The organism is Flavobacterium sp. B330r, assembly GCF_056824325.1.
Map to the genome: position 1 here is coordinate 579,843 of NZ_CP124860.1, position 18,102 is coordinate 597,944.

General features: G+C 32.7%; 21 protein-coding genes. 10 read left to right on the plus strand and 11 right to left on the minus strand.

The window, feature by feature from the left end; all coding sequences use genetic code 11:
- Positions 1 to 147: 147 nt before the first annotated feature.
- The 9 genes from QLQ95_RS02550 to QLQ95_RS02590 form a co-directional block, all read right to left on the minus strand.
- Positions 148 to 912: a LytR/AlgR family response regulator transcription factor gene (locus QLQ95_RS02550; RefSeq protein WP_095930988.1), complete on the minus strand. Its 765-nt coding sequence runs from the start codon at positions 910 to 912 to the stop codon at positions 148 to 150.
- A gap of 40 nt (positions 913 to 952) precedes the next feature.
- A complete protein-coding gene (locus QLQ95_RS02555; RefSeq protein ID WP_482502494.1) occupies positions 953 to 1,345 on the minus strand; it encodes a 2TM domain-containing protein in 393 nt (130 codons plus the stop codon).
- A gap of 13 nt (positions 1,346 to 1,358) precedes the next feature.
- On the minus strand, positions 1,359 to 1,664 hold the full coding sequence (locus QLQ95_RS02560) for a 2TM domain-containing protein (RefSeq protein WP_248727832.1): 306 nt from the start codon (positions 1,662 to 1,664) through the stop codon (positions 1,359 to 1,361).
- A gap of 2 nt (positions 1,665 to 1,666) precedes the next feature.
- Complete coding sequence (locus QLQ95_RS02565; RefSeq protein WP_482502496.1) at positions 1,667 to 1,996, minus strand: 2TM domain-containing protein; 330 nt, start codon at positions 1,994 to 1,996, stop codon at positions 1,667 to 1,669.
- Positions 1,977 to 2,300, minus strand: coding sequence for a 2TM domain-containing protein (locus QLQ95_RS02570; RefSeq protein WP_482502498.1), 324 nt, complete (start codon positions 2,298 to 2,300; stop codon positions 1,977 to 1,979). The genes QLQ95_RS02565 and QLQ95_RS02570 overlap by 20 nt, the downstream gene beginning before the upstream one ends.
- Positions 2,300 to 3,637 (minus strand): 2TM domain-containing protein, encoded by a 1,338-nt coding sequence (locus tag QLQ95_RS02575; RefSeq protein ID WP_095930993.1) that lies wholly within the window; start codon positions 3,635 to 3,637, stop codon positions 2,300 to 2,302. Before QLQ95_RS02575 ends, QLQ95_RS02570 begins: the two co-directional genes overlap by 1 nt.
- Positions 3,638 to 3,658: 21 nt before the next feature.
- Positions 3,659 to 4,279: a hypothetical protein gene (locus tag QLQ95_RS02580; RefSeq protein WP_095930994.1), complete on the minus strand. Its 621-nt coding sequence runs from the start codon at positions 4,277 to 4,279 to the stop codon at positions 3,659 to 3,661.
- A gap of 49 nt (positions 4,280 to 4,328) precedes the next feature.
- Entirely contained in the window at positions 4,329 to 4,736 is a 408-nt protein-coding gene (locus tag QLQ95_RS02585) for a DUF2141 domain-containing protein (protein ID WP_172426937.1), read from the minus strand.
- A gap of 227 nt (positions 4,737 to 4,963) precedes the next feature.
- The gene (locus QLQ95_RS02590; protein ID WP_482502500.1) at positions 4,964 to 7,129 is read right to left on the minus strand and encodes a TonB-dependent receptor; all 2,166 of its coding nucleotides are present in this window, start codon (positions 7,127 to 7,129) and stop codon (positions 4,964 to 4,966) included.
- A 141-nt stretch (positions 7,130 to 7,270) separates the two neighbouring features.
- On the opposite strand from QLQ95_RS02590, the gene QLQ95_RS02595 reads away from it, so the two are divergent.
- From QLQ95_RS02595 to QLQ95_RS02635, 9 genes are all read left to right on the plus strand, one after another.
- A complete protein-coding gene (locus QLQ95_RS02595; RefSeq protein WP_095930997.1) occupies positions 7,271 to 7,729 on the plus strand; it encodes a DinB family protein in 459 nt (152 codons plus the stop codon).
- Between the two features lie 159 nt (positions 7,730 to 7,888).
- The gene (locus tag QLQ95_RS02600) at positions 7,889 to 8,347 is read left to right on the plus strand and encodes a YciI family protein (RefSeq protein ID WP_095930998.1); all 459 of its coding nucleotides are present in this window, start codon (positions 7,889 to 7,891) and stop codon (positions 8,345 to 8,347) included.
- Between the two features lie 3 nt (positions 8,348 to 8,350).
- On the plus strand, positions 8,351 to 8,926 hold the full coding sequence (locus tag QLQ95_RS02605) for a sugar O-acetyltransferase (protein ID WP_250837055.1): 576 nt from the start codon (positions 8,351 to 8,353) through the stop codon (positions 8,924 to 8,926).
- A complete protein-coding gene (gene gloA2 / locus QLQ95_RS02610) occupies positions 8,926 to 9,315 on the plus strand; it encodes an SMU1112c/YaeR family gloxylase I-like metalloprotein (RefSeq protein WP_095931000.1) in 390 nt (129 codons plus the stop codon). Before QLQ95_RS02605 ends, gloA2 begins: the two co-directional genes overlap by 1 nt.
- A gap of 349 nt (positions 9,316 to 9,664) precedes the next feature.
- A complete protein-coding gene (locus tag QLQ95_RS02615) occupies positions 9,665 to 10,945 on the plus strand; it encodes a chloride channel protein (RefSeq protein WP_095931001.1) in 1,281 nt (426 codons plus the stop codon).
- Positions 10,946 to 11,027: 82 nt separating this feature from the next.
- Entirely contained in the window at positions 11,028 to 11,627 is a 600-nt protein-coding gene (locus tag QLQ95_RS02620; RefSeq protein WP_482502502.1) for an HPP family protein, read from the plus strand.
- A 198-nt stretch (positions 11,628 to 11,825) separates the two neighbouring features.
- Entirely contained in the window at positions 11,826 to 12,368 is a 543-nt protein-coding gene (locus tag QLQ95_RS02625) for an IS1096 element passenger TnpR family protein (protein WP_095931003.1), read from the plus strand.
- Positions 12,369 to 12,461: 93 nt separating this feature from the next.
- Complete coding sequence (locus tag QLQ95_RS02630; RefSeq protein WP_320492283.1) at positions 12,462 to 12,821, plus strand: four helix bundle protein; 360 nt, start codon at positions 12,462 to 12,464, stop codon at positions 12,819 to 12,821.
- A 45-nt stretch (positions 12,822 to 12,866) separates the two neighbouring features.
- Entirely contained in the window at positions 12,867 to 13,925 is a 1,059-nt protein-coding gene (locus QLQ95_RS02635; protein ID WP_095931005.1) for a nucleoid-associated protein, read from the plus strand.
- Positions 13,926 to 14,017: 92 nt separating this feature from the next.
- Here QLQ95_RS02635 and QLQ95_RS02640 read toward each other — a convergent pair whose 3' ends face one another.
- Positions 14,018 to 14,599 carry a TetR/AcrR family transcriptional regulator gene (locus QLQ95_RS02640; RefSeq protein ID WP_482502503.1) on the minus strand — a complete coding sequence of 194 codons (582 nt, stop codon included), beginning with the start codon at positions 14,597 to 14,599 and terminating at the stop codon, positions 14,018 to 14,020.
- A 71-nt stretch (positions 14,600 to 14,670) separates the two neighbouring features.
- Complete coding sequence (locus QLQ95_RS02645; protein ID WP_482502504.1) at positions 14,671 to 15,423, minus strand: SDR family oxidoreductase; 753 nt, start codon at positions 15,421 to 15,423, stop codon at positions 14,671 to 14,673.
- Positions 15,424 to 15,650: 227 nt separating this feature from the next.
- Here QLQ95_RS02645 and QLQ95_RS02650 point away from each other — a divergent pair, with 227 nt between their 5' ends.
- Positions 15,651 to 18,020, plus strand: a complete 2,370-nt coding sequence (locus QLQ95_RS02650) for a GAF domain-containing protein (protein ID WP_482502506.1) — start codon at positions 15,651 to 15,653, stop codon at positions 18,018 to 18,020.
- Positions 18,021 to 18,102 lie beyond the last annotated feature (82 nt).

Genomic DNA, 18,102 nt, shown 5'->3' on the forward strand with positions numbered 1-18,102 from the left:
AGCGACATATTTATTTTTTTTTACTTTTAATATATGCCGCTCCTCCAGAGCTTATTTTAATTGTTTATTGCAATTCTATAAATATTTCACCCCTCTGGGATTTTATTAAATTAAAATCTGTTGAATTTCTAATTTTAATAAAAGCTTCTATCCCAACCAAGTCTTAAAATCTTGTACTTTTTCTCGGCTTACAATGACCTCATCTTCCTTATAAGTTGGAAGAATCACTTTAAGTCGAGAATTAGTATAAACCTGAATTTCTTTAATTGCTTTTAAAGGAACAATAAATTTTCTGCTTACGCGAAAGAAATCTTTCTTATCAAGTTCTTGTTCTAAAATTTCCAAAGTCGAATCGATCAAATAATCTCGATTGTCGTACGTACGAATGTAAGTTCCTTTATTTTCACTAAAAAAACATTCGATTTCTTCTGTAGTAATGACTTTTAGATGCTGACCAATTTTAACTGTAAACCTCTTTTTATATGTTTTTTCAAAAGGATTAGATAACATCTGTCGAATTTGCTCAAAGTCCAATTGCAAATTTGAAGTTTCTGCTGTTTTCGGAAGACGCGATTTGAATTTTGAAACTGCTGTTTCCAGATCATCTTCATCAATAGGTTTGAGAAGATAATCTATGCTGTTTAATTTAAAAGCTTTTAAAGCGTACTCATCATACGCCGTAGTAAAAATGATAGCGCTTTTGATATCTATTTTTTCAAAAATCTCAAATGATAAACCATCAGACAGTTGAATATCTAAAAAAATCAAATCTGGATGTGGATTATTTTCAAACCAAAGAACCGATTCTTCAACAGAGTGAAGCATTGTTTCTACGGTTACATCTAACTTTTCAAGTTTTCTTTGCAGCAATCTCGCCGCTGGTTTTTCGTCTTCTATAATTAATGTGATCATTTACTATAATGTGAAATTTGAAAAAATTATGAAGTCAAAGTTACTCCCATTTATTTTTATTTGCGGTATCTTTTTCCATGTATTTTTGGATTTTTCTTTTCTCCCAATCTGATCCAAAAAACCAATCAGTTCCAAATACGGATAATCCGTGAGCTAGTAAACCAATTCCCCAGAAAAGCGCAGTAGAGTACGTGTGCCATTGCGTCAAACCACTAAAATCCATTCCTTCATTAAAATTATCTCGGGTTAAACTGGATACAATGATGATAATATTGACAATAATGTAAACTTTAACGTGTGAGTAAAACCCTTTAAGTTTTTTTACTCTTCTATAAGCTGCATTATAATTTTCATCCTGACTAAACTCTTTTCCATAATGCTTTTCATATTCTCTTCCTAATTCATCATAGAATTGTCTTCTTAAACGTCCCATAACTATATTTTAATTATTTCCACTTGTTTTTATTCTGTTTTTCCTTCTCCATAAACTCTTTGATTTTTCTTTCTTCCCATTCCTTACCCATTCCTGGAAAAACCTCAAAAACTTTTAATCCGTGAAAAACTACTCCAACTCCCCACCACAATAATGGCCAAAAAAACCATAGATATTGAGGTGATGTATAAAGATTTATAAAAATCAAAATTGCATTTACCAATATATAAGCAACTAGATTTCCATAAAATCCTTTTAAATTTTCAACTTTTTTTCTTGCCTGAATATATCTTTCTTCCTCGCTTAAATTCGTTTCCATGATTATTCCCATTTTTGTTTTTTATATTTTTTTTCTAAAATGCTTCTCAATTTTCGTTCTTCCCATTCGTGTCCAAAAATCTTATAGGAAGCAAACAAATCGATTGCAGAACCCACTATAACAGCCGACCAAATAATTACAACTACCCAATTGAGATATTTTATCGGAAAAAATTGCAATGGCAGATTGGTGTATTCTTTTAAAAGAAAAACAATCAGTGCAAGAGTGTAAATCAACAAATGCTTGTAAAAAGATTTCAGCTGAATTACTTTTTTACTTGCTAATTCTTGCAGTATTACTTCTTCTTGATCGTTACTCAAATTTGTTTCCATGACTATTTTCTAATCGTTGTTTATTTTCTTTTTCTAAAATTTCCTGAATCTTTTTCTGTTCCCATTTCTTATTAAAGAAAGGCGGAAGACTAAAAACTTTCAGTCCGTGCAAGATTATGGCTATTCCCCACCCCATTACAGACCAAATCCACCAAAGGTATTCTGGAGAAGTCATATAATTTACAACAACCACAATTGGATTACATAAAGCGTATACAGTCAAATGCTCGTAAAATCCTCTTATCTCTTTTACTTTTTTCTGAGCATCATAATAGCGAACTGTTTCTGTGAAATTATTTTCCATTATTTCCACGTTTTTTGTTTGTTATCTTTCTCTAAAATCTCGCGAATTTTTCTTTCTTCCCAATCTGAGCTGTATCCAAAAACTTTAAAAGCATGCATTGCAACTCCAAATCCCCAGCCTAAAGCTGAAAACCAAAACCATTGAAATCCTGGTGAAAATTTTAGATTAATAAAAACCAAGAACGGAATCACACAACAATATGAAATTAAATTTCCATAAAATCCTTTCAGTTCCTCTACTCTTTTTTTGGCTCTATAGTAAGCTTTTGCTTCGTCGGTATATTCTGCACTCATTTCCATAACCGCAATTTGTTTGGTTAAAATTGGAATTCTAACAGTGAAATTCTTCTCATCCTGATCAACTTTCACTTTTCTATCTGTTATAATTCCGTATCTGTTTACAATATTTTGCAATCCGACACCTTGCCTGTCCTGCAAAACTTCTTTTTTCTGAAGATCATTCTGAATCGCCAGATAATCTTTATCAATAAAAATTCTAATATGAAGCGGTTTTTGCTCGCTTACTACATTGTGTTTTACAGTATTCTCCAGCAAGAGCTGTAAAGAAAGCGGCACCACTTTGGCTTCTGGATTAATGTTTTCTGTTGGCAATTCGTAAAACAAACTATTTTCAAAACGCATTTTCAGCAAATTCATATAGGTTTTTGCAAATGACAATTCGTCTTCAACCGAAACCAATTCTTTGTCCTTCTGTTCCAAAACATATCTATAAATTTTAGAAAGAGAAGTTGTAAAACGCTGCGCATTGTCTGGATTTTCTTCTATTAAAGAACTCAGAACATTTAAGCTATTAAAAAGAAAATGCGGATCGATCTGATTTTTTAAGCTTTCGAATTTGGCATTTGCCGTTCCCGCAATAATTTTCTGCTGCGTTACTTTATTTTCCTGATAGAGTTTATAAAAATTAAGTCCATGAAAAAACAAAAGCACAATAAAAGTCATTACCGCAGATTCGATATAATTTTCTGCTTTTTCATTCGCAAGAAAACCAATTATTGTTTTATTCTCGATTATTACACTTGTAAACAAACGCAATACTCCAATTACAATCATCGATATTAAAAACGAACTTGCAAAACCAATTAAAATTCTCTTTAGCGAATATGGATTTTCTCGGAAAACCCTATCTAAAAACTCAAAAAGAACAACGTTTACGATATATAAAACCACACTGTAAAGCATGCAGTACAAGAAATAAATGTAAAGATTCTTGGTAAAAACTGCTGTTCCTAAAGAGGCGAACCGAATTAGAAAAGAAAATAAAAATACTATTCCTCCAACGAAGCATGCTTTTAACAAATTAGGTTTTAATATCATAATGTTTTATAAACTATTGAATTATTTACAAGTTTTTTGAATTTCTAATGCTCTATCCAATCCCCATTTTGGAGCATAAGGTGTAGCTGGTTTAAAAGTATTAAAAAGTTCAATAGATTTATCAACTTGCGCGCACAAAGGTTTTGTATCTACTCCTGTCCATTTTGCTCCTCCTAATTGGTAATCTGCCTCACCAAAAACAGCTCTCGGATTGTTTGGGTCTAGCGCTTTTGCTTTCGCGTAAGCTTCCATCACTTTACCAGAATATTTCATCCCGTTTGTCATTGGGTCGGCTACAACGTATCCTGTGTAAATTAAAGCCTGCATTACGTATAGCTCTGAGTTTGCTTGATCCTTTATCAATTCGATATCTAATGCATCTTGCGCTTTTGTCAATAATAAATCGATTTTAGTTTTGTCTTTTTCTGTAAATACAGCTGTTGCATTGATCAAAGCTACATAGTAATTTGGCAAATAACTGTTTTTTTCAGCCGCCGCAATTCTTTCAAATAAAGCAGAAGCTTCTGTATTTTTTCCTTCTTTCCAAAGTCCGAACGCTTTATTCATTCCTTGTTCAAATTGTGTCTGAGCTGAACTTATTACTACTACAAATAGTGCGATTAAAGTGATGATTTTTTTCATTTTATAAATTATTAATGATTTTGTTTATATAGATTAGTTATTTGTCTTTTTAGAATACAATTTCAATTTTTGAATCTTTACTAACATTAAATTTAGCATCTTGATAGGAAGGAGGTCCCATAAATCCTTTTGCATTGTTTGAAGCTGTATATTCTTCTACTGGCATTCCCATTGCGTTTCTATCCAGCTTTCCGTTGCTGTTTTCATCATGATACGTAGAAATTGCATATTCTCCCGCAGGAAGATTATCAAAAGTTACAACTGCTTTATTGTCTTTAATTTCCGAAGCAAGACTTTTGTAAGTTGTTTTAAGAAATGTTCCGTCTGAATTATATAATCCTACTTTTACAACTCCAGTATCATTTTTTAAACCTGAAACAGCAACAGTTAATTTTACATTTTGTGCAGACATTAAGCTGCAGATAAATAAGATGGTTATTGTGATAATTTTGGTCATGATTTTTTTTTTTTAAGGTTCTGAGGTTCTAAGTTTTTTTATGTTGATGATTAAAACTCGGTTTGTTAGTTTATAATTCAAAAGTATATCGGTTTTCACTCTTTTAAAATTAAATGATACTGAGTTGTTGATTTTGGTTACTGAATTGTTTTTTTTAAGTTTCTAAGGTTCTGAGATGCTAAGATTCTAAGTTTTTTTCCTCAGAACCTTAGCATCTTAGAGCCTTTTTAAAGATTCTTCAACTGATTCTCATTCTTATTCTGGCTGATTGTCCAGAAGAAACCTACGAAGAAGAATCTGTCTGCTGTTGGAACCACGGCTTGTCTTTGATACACTCCGCTTGGGTCTGGATTTTTAGCATAATCGTATCCGAAAACATTTTGTGTTCCTAAAACATTTGAAACCGAGAAATAAAGGATTTTTTGTGTCGTTAATAAATATGCCCAGTTGAAACTCAAACTATTGTATGATTTTGTTTTTCCGTTCATAAACTGCGTCTGATTTGGATCATTGTACGGACGACCTGTACTGAAACTGTTTGTAAAACCAACTTGCGATTTCCAATCTGTAATAAAATATTTTGTTACAACAGATAAATTATGATTCGCAATAAAACTTGGAGTTGCCATGTAAGGAAAGTTTTTATATTGTCTTTCTGAATCGATATAAGAATACGAAATCCAATATTCTAAGTTTTTGTACAAATTGCTATCTCTCCAGAAAATATCCAATCCTTTTGCATAACCCGATCCGTTGTTGTTGAAAACCGAATTGTATTGAATATCTCTTGTATCATACTGCACCAAATTGCTATAATCTTTGTAATAAGCCTCCGCTCTAAGGGTTTGCCCAGGTCTTGTAAACGTATAATTCAAAATATAATGACTTGCCTTCTCGCTTTCAAACTGATGATATTTAGAAAACTTAATATAATCTACAACTGGTGTTTGAGTAAAATCTCCGTAAGCAAAAGAAAACTGACTACTTTTTGAAGCTTTATATCCTAATGAGGCTCTAGGCGCAATATGGTTTTCGTTTAACAAACTGTTATTAGAATATCTCAAACCTACTTTTAAAGCTAGTTTTTTAGAAAACATAACATCACCTTCTGTATACGCTGCAAAAATGTTCGAATCGTAACCATTTGTAACATCAAGCGCAATATTATCGGCTACATTTTCATTGTATTTTGTAATGAAATAATCTGTTCCGAAAGACAATTTAAAATAGTTTGAAAATTTCTTGCTTAATTTCAATTTCAACTGAGCCGCATTTTCCTGACTATCAACTCCCGTAATATTATATTTAAGTTTGTTTTTGCTGTAACCGTAACTAACTCCAGAAGTAATCTGCCATCCTGTTCCGAAACTTCCTTTGTATGAAGAATTCAAATAAAAGTTATTATTGTTCATATCAGTTCGAATCGGGTTTTCGAAATTGACGTTTTTCTGATTTAAATCGAATTTTTCAGAATCGAATGAAGCATACAATTTAAAAATTCCATTTGTGAAATTATATCTGTAAACCGTTTCGCCTCCAAGTGATTGATATGGATTATTCCAATCTACATTCTGCGGAATCACCGCCTGATAAGGAGCCAAGTTGATATAAGCCATATTTACACTTAAAGAACTCTTTTTGAATTTCTGTGTATTTCCTAAACTCAAACCAACCGTCATTAATCCTATATCTGTTTTTTCATGATCTTCCTCATCTTGAGTATTTAAAAGTAAAACACTCGATAAAGCTTCACCATATTCTGCAGAATAACCACCCGTAGAAAATGCGATTCCGCTAAACAAGAAAGGAGAAAAACGGCTTCTTGTTGGCAAATTGTTCGTTGTTGCACCGTAAGGCTGTGCTACACGAATTCCGTCAACAAAAGTCTGAGTTTCGCTCGCCTCACCTCCACGTACAAACAAACGTCCGTCTTCCCCAACTGACTGCGTTCCTGGCAAAGTCTGCAATGCCGCCACGATATTTCCAGCAGATCCAGCTGTTGTAACAATATCCAGAGGTTTTAAAACAGAAACTCTTGCCTTATCACCAGATTCTAAAGTTCCAGCTGTAATCACAACCGCATCTAGAGCATTAACATTTTCTCTTAATTTTACCGTTTGGCCTTTATAATTGGCAACATCAATTTCTTGTTTGAAAGTTTCAAAAAGCAAAAAGCTCACTACTAAAAATTTGTTTCCTGTTTCTGTCGTTTCAAAAGAGAAATCTCCAGTTTCAGAACTTGTTGCTCCATCATAAGTTCCGTCAATATATATGTTTGCACCTGCAACTGGTTTTCCTTTTTGATCTACTACTTTTCCTGAAATTGTATTTTGAGCAAAAATTAATGCAGTAAAAAATAAAAAACTAACGGTAAAAAATAATTTGGTTTTCATGTCATCTTTGGTTTTTGATGAAGCAAATGTATTTTAACATTAAACGTTAAAAAATATATAATAACCCAATTGTAGATTTTCGAGGATGAGTTGTAAAATACTAATTTGTATCTTAGCTAGGAAAACCAAAATCATCATTTTATGTCAGAAAGTAAACGAATTTCAAATCTATATCAGTCTATTTATAATGGAAATCCTTGGCTTGAAGTTAATTTAGACAATACTTTAAAAAATGTTACAGCTGAGCAAGCTTACAGAAAAATAAACCCAAACCTGAATACCATCTGGGAAATTGTAAATCATTTGATTCAATGGAGAAGAAATATTCTGGAACGTATGCAAGGCGAAGTGATCATAACTCCAGATCATAATTATTTTGTTCCTGTTTTAGATCCTTCTGAAGCTGCATGGGAACAATCGCTTCAAACCTTAGCAAAATCTCAAGATTCTTGGAATGCTTTTTTTGAAGGTTTTAATGACGAAGATTTAGCTAAAATTTATGTGAATAATGGTCATACATACTACGAACACATTCATGGAATTATTCAGCACGATGTCTATCATTTAGGACAGATTGTTATTTTGAAGAAATTGCTTTAATTTAATTCTAACACATAGAAACATAGGTTTTGGAACTCAAAAAGAATATTTAAAAATCTAGATTTAACACATTAGTTCTATGGGGAAATCTAAAAATGAAATGCCTTTACCACGTTTTAAAAGCTATGTTTCTATGTGTTAAAATAAAAAATCATTGATATGAAAAAGATACTTTTTGTCCTCGCATTTTTGGTTTTTAATGCAATCGGCTTTTCGCAAGAAACCGAAGTGAAATATGATGAAAACCTCGCAAAATCTCTCCATGCCGACGAATACGGAATGAAGAAATATGTTTTTTGTCTTTTAAAATCTGGAAGCAATACAACCGCTTCTAAGGAAGAAACCAAAAAACTTTTTGAAGGTCACATGGAAAACATTGGTAAATTAGCCCAAGAAGGAAAACTGGTTGTTGCAGGACCATTCATGAAAAATGACAGAAATTATCGTGGTATTTACATCTTTAATGTAGAAACTATAGAAGAAGCCAAAGCTCTTGTTGCCTCCGATCCGGCCATAAAAGCCAATTTACTTGAAGCCGAATTAACGCCTTGGTACTGCACCGCAGCTTTGCAGGAAACTGTAAAAATACACGACAAAATTGCCAAGACGAAAATGTAAAATATGAAAACAGAAAAAGAAAAAATGATCTCTGGCGAATATTATAATGCCTTTGATCCAGAATTAGTAAAAGGACGCCGAAATGCCAAAAATCTTTTACACACTTTAAACGTAAAAGAATACCGAGTTACCAAAAAAGCAAAAGAGATTTTAAAAGAATTAATTCCGAATGCTGGAGCTGGTCTTTATATTGAACCTCCTTTTCATTGTGATTACGGTTATAATATTTTTGCTGGCGAAAATGTTTATTTTAACGTGAATTGTGTTGTTTTGGACTGCGCACCGGTAAACATTGGTTCTAATGTATTTATTGCACCAAATGTTCAAATCTATACCGCTTCACATCCGCTTGACGCCGAATTAAGAAAAACATTAGAAAATGCTTATCCTGTTACAATTGGAGACGATTGCTGGATTGGCGGAAATTCTGTTATCTGCCCAGGCGTAACCATCGGAAAAGGCTGTGTTATTGGCGCTGGGTCTGTAGTTACAAAAGATATTCCAGACAATTCACTAGCAGTTGGAAATCCTGCAAAAGTCATTCGAAAATTAAATCAAGAACCTGAATCAAAAAAATAATGCTTACCCTTAATAAAGTTCATCATATTGCTATTTTATGTTCCGATTACGAAAAATCGAAACACTTCTATACACAGATTTTAGGTTTAACCATAATTAGAGAAATCTATCGCGAAGAACGCCAATCGTATAAATTAGATTTAGCTTTGAATGGTTCATATGTAGTTGAATTATTCTCCTTTCCAAATCCGCCGCAAAGACCTTCAAGACCAGAAGCTGTTGGTTTGCGCCATCTGGCATTTGAGGTTATTAATCTAGAAGAAACTATTGCTTTTTTAACTTCTAAAAACATAGAATCAGAACCCATTAGAATTGATGAAACAACTGAAAAACGTTTTACTTTTATTGCAGATCCTGATTTATTGCCAATTGAGTTTTATGAGCGTTAGGCTTTTTTGCCACGAAGGCGCTAAGGCGCTAAGTTTTTTTATTTAAGACAATGACTAAACAGGCAGTTTGTCATTTCGACGAAGGAGAAATCTTCGCAAGTAACTCCGCAATCAAAAACGCCAATCTTTGTAGAGCTTCTCGCGAAGATTTCTCCTTCGTCGAAATGACAAAAAATAAGAGAAAACTTTGCGTCTTAGCGCCTTTGTGGCAAAACCACACATCGAAAGAATTTTCCTGTTTATATTGATTTTAACACACTAAAATGAACATTTTCTAGAAAAAACCGAATTTGATGCTTAATTTTGTAATCCGCAGAAAAAAAAATGCGGAATTCTCAAACTTATAATGATGAACAAAACGGCGCAAATCAAAAAAAATCATCAATTCATTAAACTCCGAAAATTAGTTATTGTTTCTATCTTAATTGGCTTTCTTTCTGCCTTTCTCGGAATTTCACTAAAAAAAATAACAGAATACTACGAAGAAATCTTCTTTCACGAAGTTTCGGTTCATCCCATTTTTTATATCATATTTCCAGTTTTCGGATTGTCGGTAATTTATTTCTTGAGACAATATCTTTTTAAGAAAAAAGAAAACAAAGGAATAAAAGAAGTTTTTGAAAGCACCGCATCAAAATCTAAAAATCTTCCTTCTTATAAAATTCCATCACATTTCATAAACGGATTACTAACGGTTATTTTTGGAGGTTCTACAGGAATCGAAGTTTCTACCGTTGTCGCTACAGCAACTATTGGATCTGTTGCTCATGAAAAAGAAAATGTTTTCCGTCAATACAAAACAGAATTAATCTGTGCGGGAGTTGCAGCAGGAGTTACGGCACTTTTTAGCAGTCCAATTGCGGGAGTTTTATTTGCTTTCGAAGTTATTTCTAGAAAAGTAAGTCGTGCATTTATCATTTCAAATTTAATTGCAGTTTCTATTGCATTTGGTTTATTAACGATTTTAAAAGAAGAACCTTTATTTGCCGTTTCAATTGCAACTTGGAATTTAAAAGCGATTCCGTATTTCATTCTTTTAGGAATTTTAGCTGGAATGAATTCGGTTTACCTAACACGTTGTGTCTTATTCTTCAAATCACAATTTGGTAAAATCGACACACATTATTACAAAATCATTTTAGGTTCAGCAGTTTTAAGTATTTCCTTATTCTTTTTCCCTCAATTATATGGAGAAGGTTATCACGCCATTAAAGGAATTTTTGGAAATGCACCTCAAACCCAATTGACTATAACTTTGGCTTTAACATTTATCGGAATTTTAATTCTAAAACCAATTGTTACCTCAATAACATTGGCTTCTGGAGGTGACGGAGGTGTTTTTGCTCCAAGTTTATTCATCGGAGCATTTTTAGGATTATTATTGGCTTCGACCTTAAACAGTTTTTTCCATGTAAATGTAATTCCGGTCAACTTTATGATTATCGGAATGGCTGCAGTTCTTAGTGCAAGTATTCATGCACCTTTTACAGCAATATTCTTGGTTTGCGGATTAACAAACGATTATACTTTGTTTTTCCCAATTCTTGTAGTTTGTTTAATTTCAAAATACACTGCAAAAACAATTTATCCGTATACCGTTTATAGTTATTCTCCAAGTTTAGTTAAATAATTTACAGACTAATAATCTGAAATTAAAAACGTACAGCAAAGTATATTTAAAAGCATAACGAATAAAATATAATACCACAATAATGCCAACTGAAAAAATAAAAAGAAGCTATCGCAAAACACGTTACATTCTTTACAAAGAAACTTTAATCGATTATAAGGAACACTTTTGGTCATTTTTAGGTTCTTTCGTCGGAATCGGAATTTTAGCTTATGTACAATCCATACATTTTTCTGGGCCTGATGCCGTTTATTTAATTGGTTCTTTTGGAGCATCGAGTGTTTTGGTTTACGGAATTATTCAGAGTCCGTTCTCTCAGCCGCGAAATTTAGTTGGCGGACACGTAATTTCTGCTCTTGTAGGCGTTACGGTCCATAAACTAGTTCCAGACATTATGTGGATTGCAGCGCCTTTAGCGGTTTCAATCGCCATTATTTTAATGCAGATTACCAAAACGCTTCACCCGCCTGGAGGAGCAACAGCTTTAATCGCAGTTATCGGAACAGAAAAAGTAAAAGCCTTAGGTTATATGTATGTGCTCTCTCCCGTTTTTACAGGAGTTATGATATTGCTTTTCACGGCTTTGATTTTTAATAATATGACTTCAAGCAGAAGCTATCCAAGTCACAGTACTTATCACAAACATTATCATAAAATTAGAAAAAGACTGGCGAGAAAATAGTTTTTTTGAGTTCTGTTTGTCAGGCTGAGCGAAGTCGAAGCCACATTCCACTTTGCGAGCCTTCGACTTCGCTCAGCCTGACAATCGTATTTCGAACTTCATTATTTCCTTCGAAAAATCTTTTCAACAAATCGTAATTCACAATTCGTATTTCGTTTTTTATATTTTACCTTTGACCTCTCAATAAAAACAAAGATTATGGTTTATAAATTTAGAGTTATTCTAGACGCCGAAGAAGATATTTTTAGAGACATTGCTATTCTTGAGGAAGATACTCTTGAGGATTTACACAATGCAATCTTCAACTCTTTTGGCTTTGACGGATCAGAAGTGGCTTCATTTTATACTTGTGATGATACTTGGAATCAAGAAGATGAAATTCCGCTTTTCGATACAGGAGATGTTCCTGGCGAAATAAGAACCATGAACGATTATCCGTTATCAAGTATTTTAGACGAAGACAATACTAAAATTATCTACGTTTATGACTTCATCAGTATGTGGACTTTCTTAGTTGAATTGGCTGCCGTTGAAGATGAACAAGTTGGAGTTACTTACCCAGAAACTTTGTTTTCTCATGGTGAAATGCCAGCAGACGCTATCGAAAAAAACTTTGAAGCTGATGACATGCATGATGATATCTACGGAGAATTTGAAGACGATCTAGACGAAGACGATCTTGACATGTTCGAAGGCGATGACAGCTTCGAAGATTATGGATTTGAGGAGAATTGGAACTAACGTTTAGTTGCTAAGATGCTGAGACTCTAAGATTCTGAGTTTTTTATTTTGAAAGATTTTTCTTATTTTTAATGTTAATTAAAAAATAAGACAATGAGTCATTTTAGAAAAATTTTGGTCTGGCAGAAATCAATTTCCTTAGTTACAAAAATTTATAAAGTAACAAGAACTTTCCCAAAAGAAGAAACTTTTGGATTAACTTCACAAATACGTCGAAGTTCAGTATCAATTCCAAGTAATATTGCAGAAGGATCTGGAAGAGAAAGCAATAAAGATTTTTTACGATTTTTATATATTTCTCTCGGCTCTTTATTTGAAATGCAGACCCAACTTGAAATCGCAAAAAATATAATTTATATAAACGAAGAAGAATTTAACCTTTTATATGAGGATAGTCGAGAGATCGAAAGAATGTTAGCGTCATTAATTAGAAAATTAAAAGACAGCAATTAAAAACTTAGTATCTTAGAAACTTAGAATCTCAGCAACTCAAAAAAAATGATCAACTTATTCAATACCCACATCGACACCCTTTCCATACACCGCGTTGGAAACAAAAGTCGTAACGAAGCTATTTTTTTATCAGAGCAACCATTCAACTTAAATGATGAGATTGTTCCTTTGATTAAAGAATTCTTTTTTAAGCCTTTTAGAGAAAAAGAAGAAAACTATTATCAGTTTGCACACGAAGTGGACTTGGACTACAACGACATGTTTAAGTATGCAACTGAGATTTTTGCAAATCCGTCAAATGTTCATGAAGTTTCTAAAAACATCACAAAACATTTATACGAGCAGTCAAATCACCCGCACATTAAAAACGGAGAGGTTTATGTAACCTATTTGACAAACTTAAGTATTGACAACAATGTTGTTGATGCGATCGGAATTTTTAAAAGTGAGTTACAAGCAGACTTTTTACAGTTTGAAGAAAATAACAGTAACCTTGAGATGATTTTACAACAGGGAATCAACCTGAATAAATTAGATAAAGGATGTTTGATCTTCAACTACAAAAAAGAAGAAGGATACAAAATCCTGACTGTAGACAGCAACCGTTATGATGCACGTTACTGGTTAGAGCACTTTTTATCTGTTGATGCTTTTGAAGATGAAAATTTCATCACTAAAAAATATTTGAAATTCTGTCAAAACTTCGCAAAAGACGTGGTTTTGCCAGCAGAAGACAAGAAAGAGGAAGTAATGTTTATGAACCGATCTGTGAATTATTTCGCTAAAAATGATCAGTTTGAAGAACAGAATTTCTTGAATGAAGTAATTGATAATCCTGATTTGATCCCTGAATTTAAAAACTATAAAGTTGATAAAGGAGAAAAATACAGCATCGAAGATGTTACCTCATTCCCAATTGCCAACGCAGCAGTTTCTGACGCTAGAAAATCGATTAAAAATGTAATTAATTTGGATACTCATATTCAGATTAAAATGGATTTTATTAATCCTGAAAGCGCAGAAAAATTTGTTGAAAAAGGCTGGGATGAAGAAAAACAAATGTATTACTACTTAGTTTACTTCAACAAAGAAGAAAAAAGCTAAGAAGTTTTCATTTTCTATTACTTACTTATTAATACAGAAAACGGCAGTTACAAATGTAATTGCCGTTTTTTTTATTGTCTTGAATTTTAATGTTATAAAACCGAAAATACAGCTTTTACAATATCATCGTAAACTTGTTTGTTTCTTTCTCCAGCGCGAGCCAAAACTCGAATTCCGGAATAATTATTAAAGATAAATCGGGCCAAAACTTTTGCCTCCAGCTGTTTGGAAATATGTCCAGCCTCCTGCCCTTTTTTAACAGCGTTTGTAAAAACTTCTTCCATAGTTTGGCTGTTGCTTTTTACAATTTTGGCAATTTCTTCATCGTGCATAGCCAATTCTACAGACGAGTTAACCATAAAACAGCCTTTTGTAATTCGGTCCTCCAAACTTTCGATAACAGCCTGCTTAAAAATAGCCTGTAATGTTTCTTTGATATTTTCAGATTTTTCTAAAAGCTCCTTGACAGTATCTTGCGATTGTTGCTGATAACGCTGTAAAGACTTTGTAAACAATTGCTGCTTATCGCCAAAAGTATCATACAAACTAGAACGGCTCAAACCTAAGTGAGTTACCAAATCCTGAGCCGAAGTTCCGTTGTAACCTTTGTGCCAAAAAATTTCTATTGCTTTATCTAAAGCCTGATCTTCATTAAATTCTTTTGTTCTAGCCATGACATTCCAATTAAATTCATTTACAAAGATATAAAAATACGGAACAATCGTTCCTGAATTAGTCAAAAAAATTATAATACGGTATTTACGATAAGTCCACCATCTACCACAATTTCAGATCCAGTTATAAACGACGCATCCTCTGAAGCTAAGAAACTAACTGTTTTCGCAACTTCTGCAGCTTGTCCAAAACGTTTTAATAAAATTTTCTCACCTAAAGCAGATCCCAATCCTTCTACTTCTTCTTTTTCCAAACCCACTTTTCCGTACAATGGTGTTTCAATCGGGCCAGGAGAAACCGCATTTACTCTAATTTTTCTTGAAGCTAATTCTACAGCAAAAACTTTATTTAAAGATAATACGGCTGCTTTACTTGCGGCATAAACACTAGAATTTGGCATTCCAACATGAGCATTTACAGAAGTATTAAAGATAATTGAACCTCCATCGTTTAAAATTGGCAATACTTTTTGAACGGTAAAATAAACTCCTTTTACGTTCACATTCATGATACTATCATAGTGATCTTCTGAAGCTGAATCTAGAGGCGCAAAAGCTGCTATTCCGGCATTCAAGAATAAAATATCAACTTTTCCGAATTTTGTTTTTACTTCTTCAACCAAATTATCAATTGATTTTAAATCAGATTGATCGGCTACAATTCCTGTAACTTTCAATTCTGTTTCCGCTTTCGCTAAAGCTTCTTTATTTCTTCCTGTTACAATTACTTTTGCTCCTTTTGATACTAAATCGGCTGCAGCTGCATATCCGATTCCACTATTACCACCTGTCACGATTGCTACTTTGTTTTCTAAACTTTTCATTTTTATCTGTTTTTAAGTTATTGATTATTCAATTATTACAGTACAAAGATATAATAACGGAACGATTGTTCCGTTATTAATAATGTTAATTTTTAGTTAAAATAAAAAAGCACTTCCCGAAACCCTTTAATTCTAAGGAAAACAACTATTTAACTATAGAGGAAAGAAATCGAAAAATGTCGAGTATTCTTAATTTATCCTTAATTTTGCATTAAAAAATAACTCAGATGGATATTCAATTTTTTAAAGAAAGTCCTTTTACCACTATAATTTCATTTCACAAGCTAATTGAATCTTTTGAAGAAATTGCGCAATCAAATGTTGATTACAGGTCAAACTATGCCAAAGCGATTTTAGAACAGATTGAATTAATTCCGGAACTTAGGACTGGAATCCAGGATTATTCGGTTATCAAAAACAATGAAGCTTTAATTAAAAATATATTAGCCGATTTATTTCCGACTGCATTGACGCACAACGAAATAAAAGCGGTAACAATTCCGTTTCAAAATATCTCCTTCAATTATACGGAGCGCTTCAAGAAAATCTTGAAAAATGCGGGAGACGAATTTTATATGGAAATTCGTGATTTTAGCGAACATCAATTTTACATCAATAACTGCTGTTTAATTTTAAGCAACTATTACAAACAGCATATTGACTTCAATCAGCCATTTTTCTACGATATTCCAGATGAAAATGGCGTTGAAAAACATTACCGCATTTTGTACAATGCCGATTTCATGGAAATTATTCCTACTGAAAACGCTATTCCTTTAACTCAAGAAAATATCGATCAATTAATAGATAATTACAACGATATCGATTTATGGAAATCTAAATTTCCTAAAGGAAGCTGGATTTTAAGAGGTTTTGGTATTGTTTCTTTGTTTGATGCAACGACCGAAAGTGCTATTTCTATATTGAAAAGTAATCTATTGAAGCCTGGTCCAAAAACAGTTACAACTGGTGAAGAGGTTTCTAATATTTTCCAATCAATTTTTAATCTTCCAAACTTGAAAGTTGGATTCATTATTTACAATCCTGAGGAAGAGAAATTTATGCGACCTGCGAAATACGAAAACCAACTCAAAAGCTTTTTACTTTCTGCCGATCAGGAAGTCGATTGTAAAAATGCTTTTTTCGGATGCTCGTTCGAAAATCTATTAGACAATCAAGAGCCTTTTGTTATTTCTAATGTCAGCAAATTCACTGAAGAACAAACCAATAAAAGACTGGGCGAACATTTACTAAAACAAGGAATTCAGAGCTGTATTTTTGCACCAGTCATCAAAAGCGGACATTTATTAGGTGTTGTCGAATTGATTTCTGAAAATCCGAGAGATTTAAATAGCGTTAATGCTACAAAACTAGATTTGGTTCTACCGTATTTAACTGACACAATTGATCGCTACAATACTGATATGCAGCATCAGATCGAAGCGATTATTCAGCGAGAATATACTACAATTCACCCGAGCGTTTATTGGAAATTTAAAAGGGAATCACAAAATTACTTTCAGAATATGAATCATACTAAAGATTATATTTTTAAAGAAATTGTCTTTAAAAATGTATATCCGCTGTATGGCCAGATTGATATTAAAGGTTCGTCTGAACACCGAAATGAAACGGTAAAAATTGATTTAAAAAGTCAGCTTACAGCTCTTTTGGAAATATTTGATAATCAAGATTCTAATTCCAATCTTGTTCTTTTGGAACAGAGAAAATTTGAACTGGAATCGCTTCGAAGCGAATTGGATTTTCCTTTAAAAGCAGATACAGAACAACATGTTCAGCGTTATATTGAAGAAGAAATTCATCCGATTTTAAAAAATACCAAAAGCAACGCTAAAAGCGAAAAGCTAGAAGAATTGTACTTTGAAAGACTGGATGAAAAAACTGGAATGTTTTACCACGAAAGAAAAAAGTTCGACAATGCAATGTCGATTATCAATAAAAGATTGGCAACTGTTTTAGATAGAAAACAAGTTGAAGCACAACAGATTTATCCGCATTATTACGAACGTTTTAAAACAGATGGCGTAGAACATAATTTATATATTGGAGCTTCAATTTCGCCAACAAAACCATTCGATATCATGTATCTGCACAATCTTCGTTTATGGCAATTGCAGACTTTATGCGAAATGGAATTGGAACATCATGATCTTAAATCTTCATTACCATACGAATTGGATGTTACTTCATTGATTTTGGTTTTCAGTTCTGCCCTTTCAATCCGTTTTAGAATGGATGAAAAACGTTTTGATGTAGACGGGACTTATAATGCAAGATACGAAGTCGTTAAAAAACGAATTGACAAATCGCATATTAAAGGAACAAACGAAAGAATTACTGAGAAAGAGAAAATCACCATTGTATATTCTCAAAATAGCGAAGAAGCAGAATATTTAAAATATATTAAATATTTACAGCACAAGAAAATTCTTGAGCCTTCTATTGAACAATTTGAAGTTGAAGATCTTCAGGGAGTTTCAGGTTTGAGAGCTATTCGCGTTAAAGTAATTAATAATAATGCAGACCCAGGGGTTAAAAAAATAACCTATCAAGATTTATTAGATGAGCTCAACTAAATAGTTGAGCTTTTTTTGTTTTTTAAACACATAGAAACATAGATTTTAAAACTTAAAAAAGGCGTTTCACTTGCATCAATTC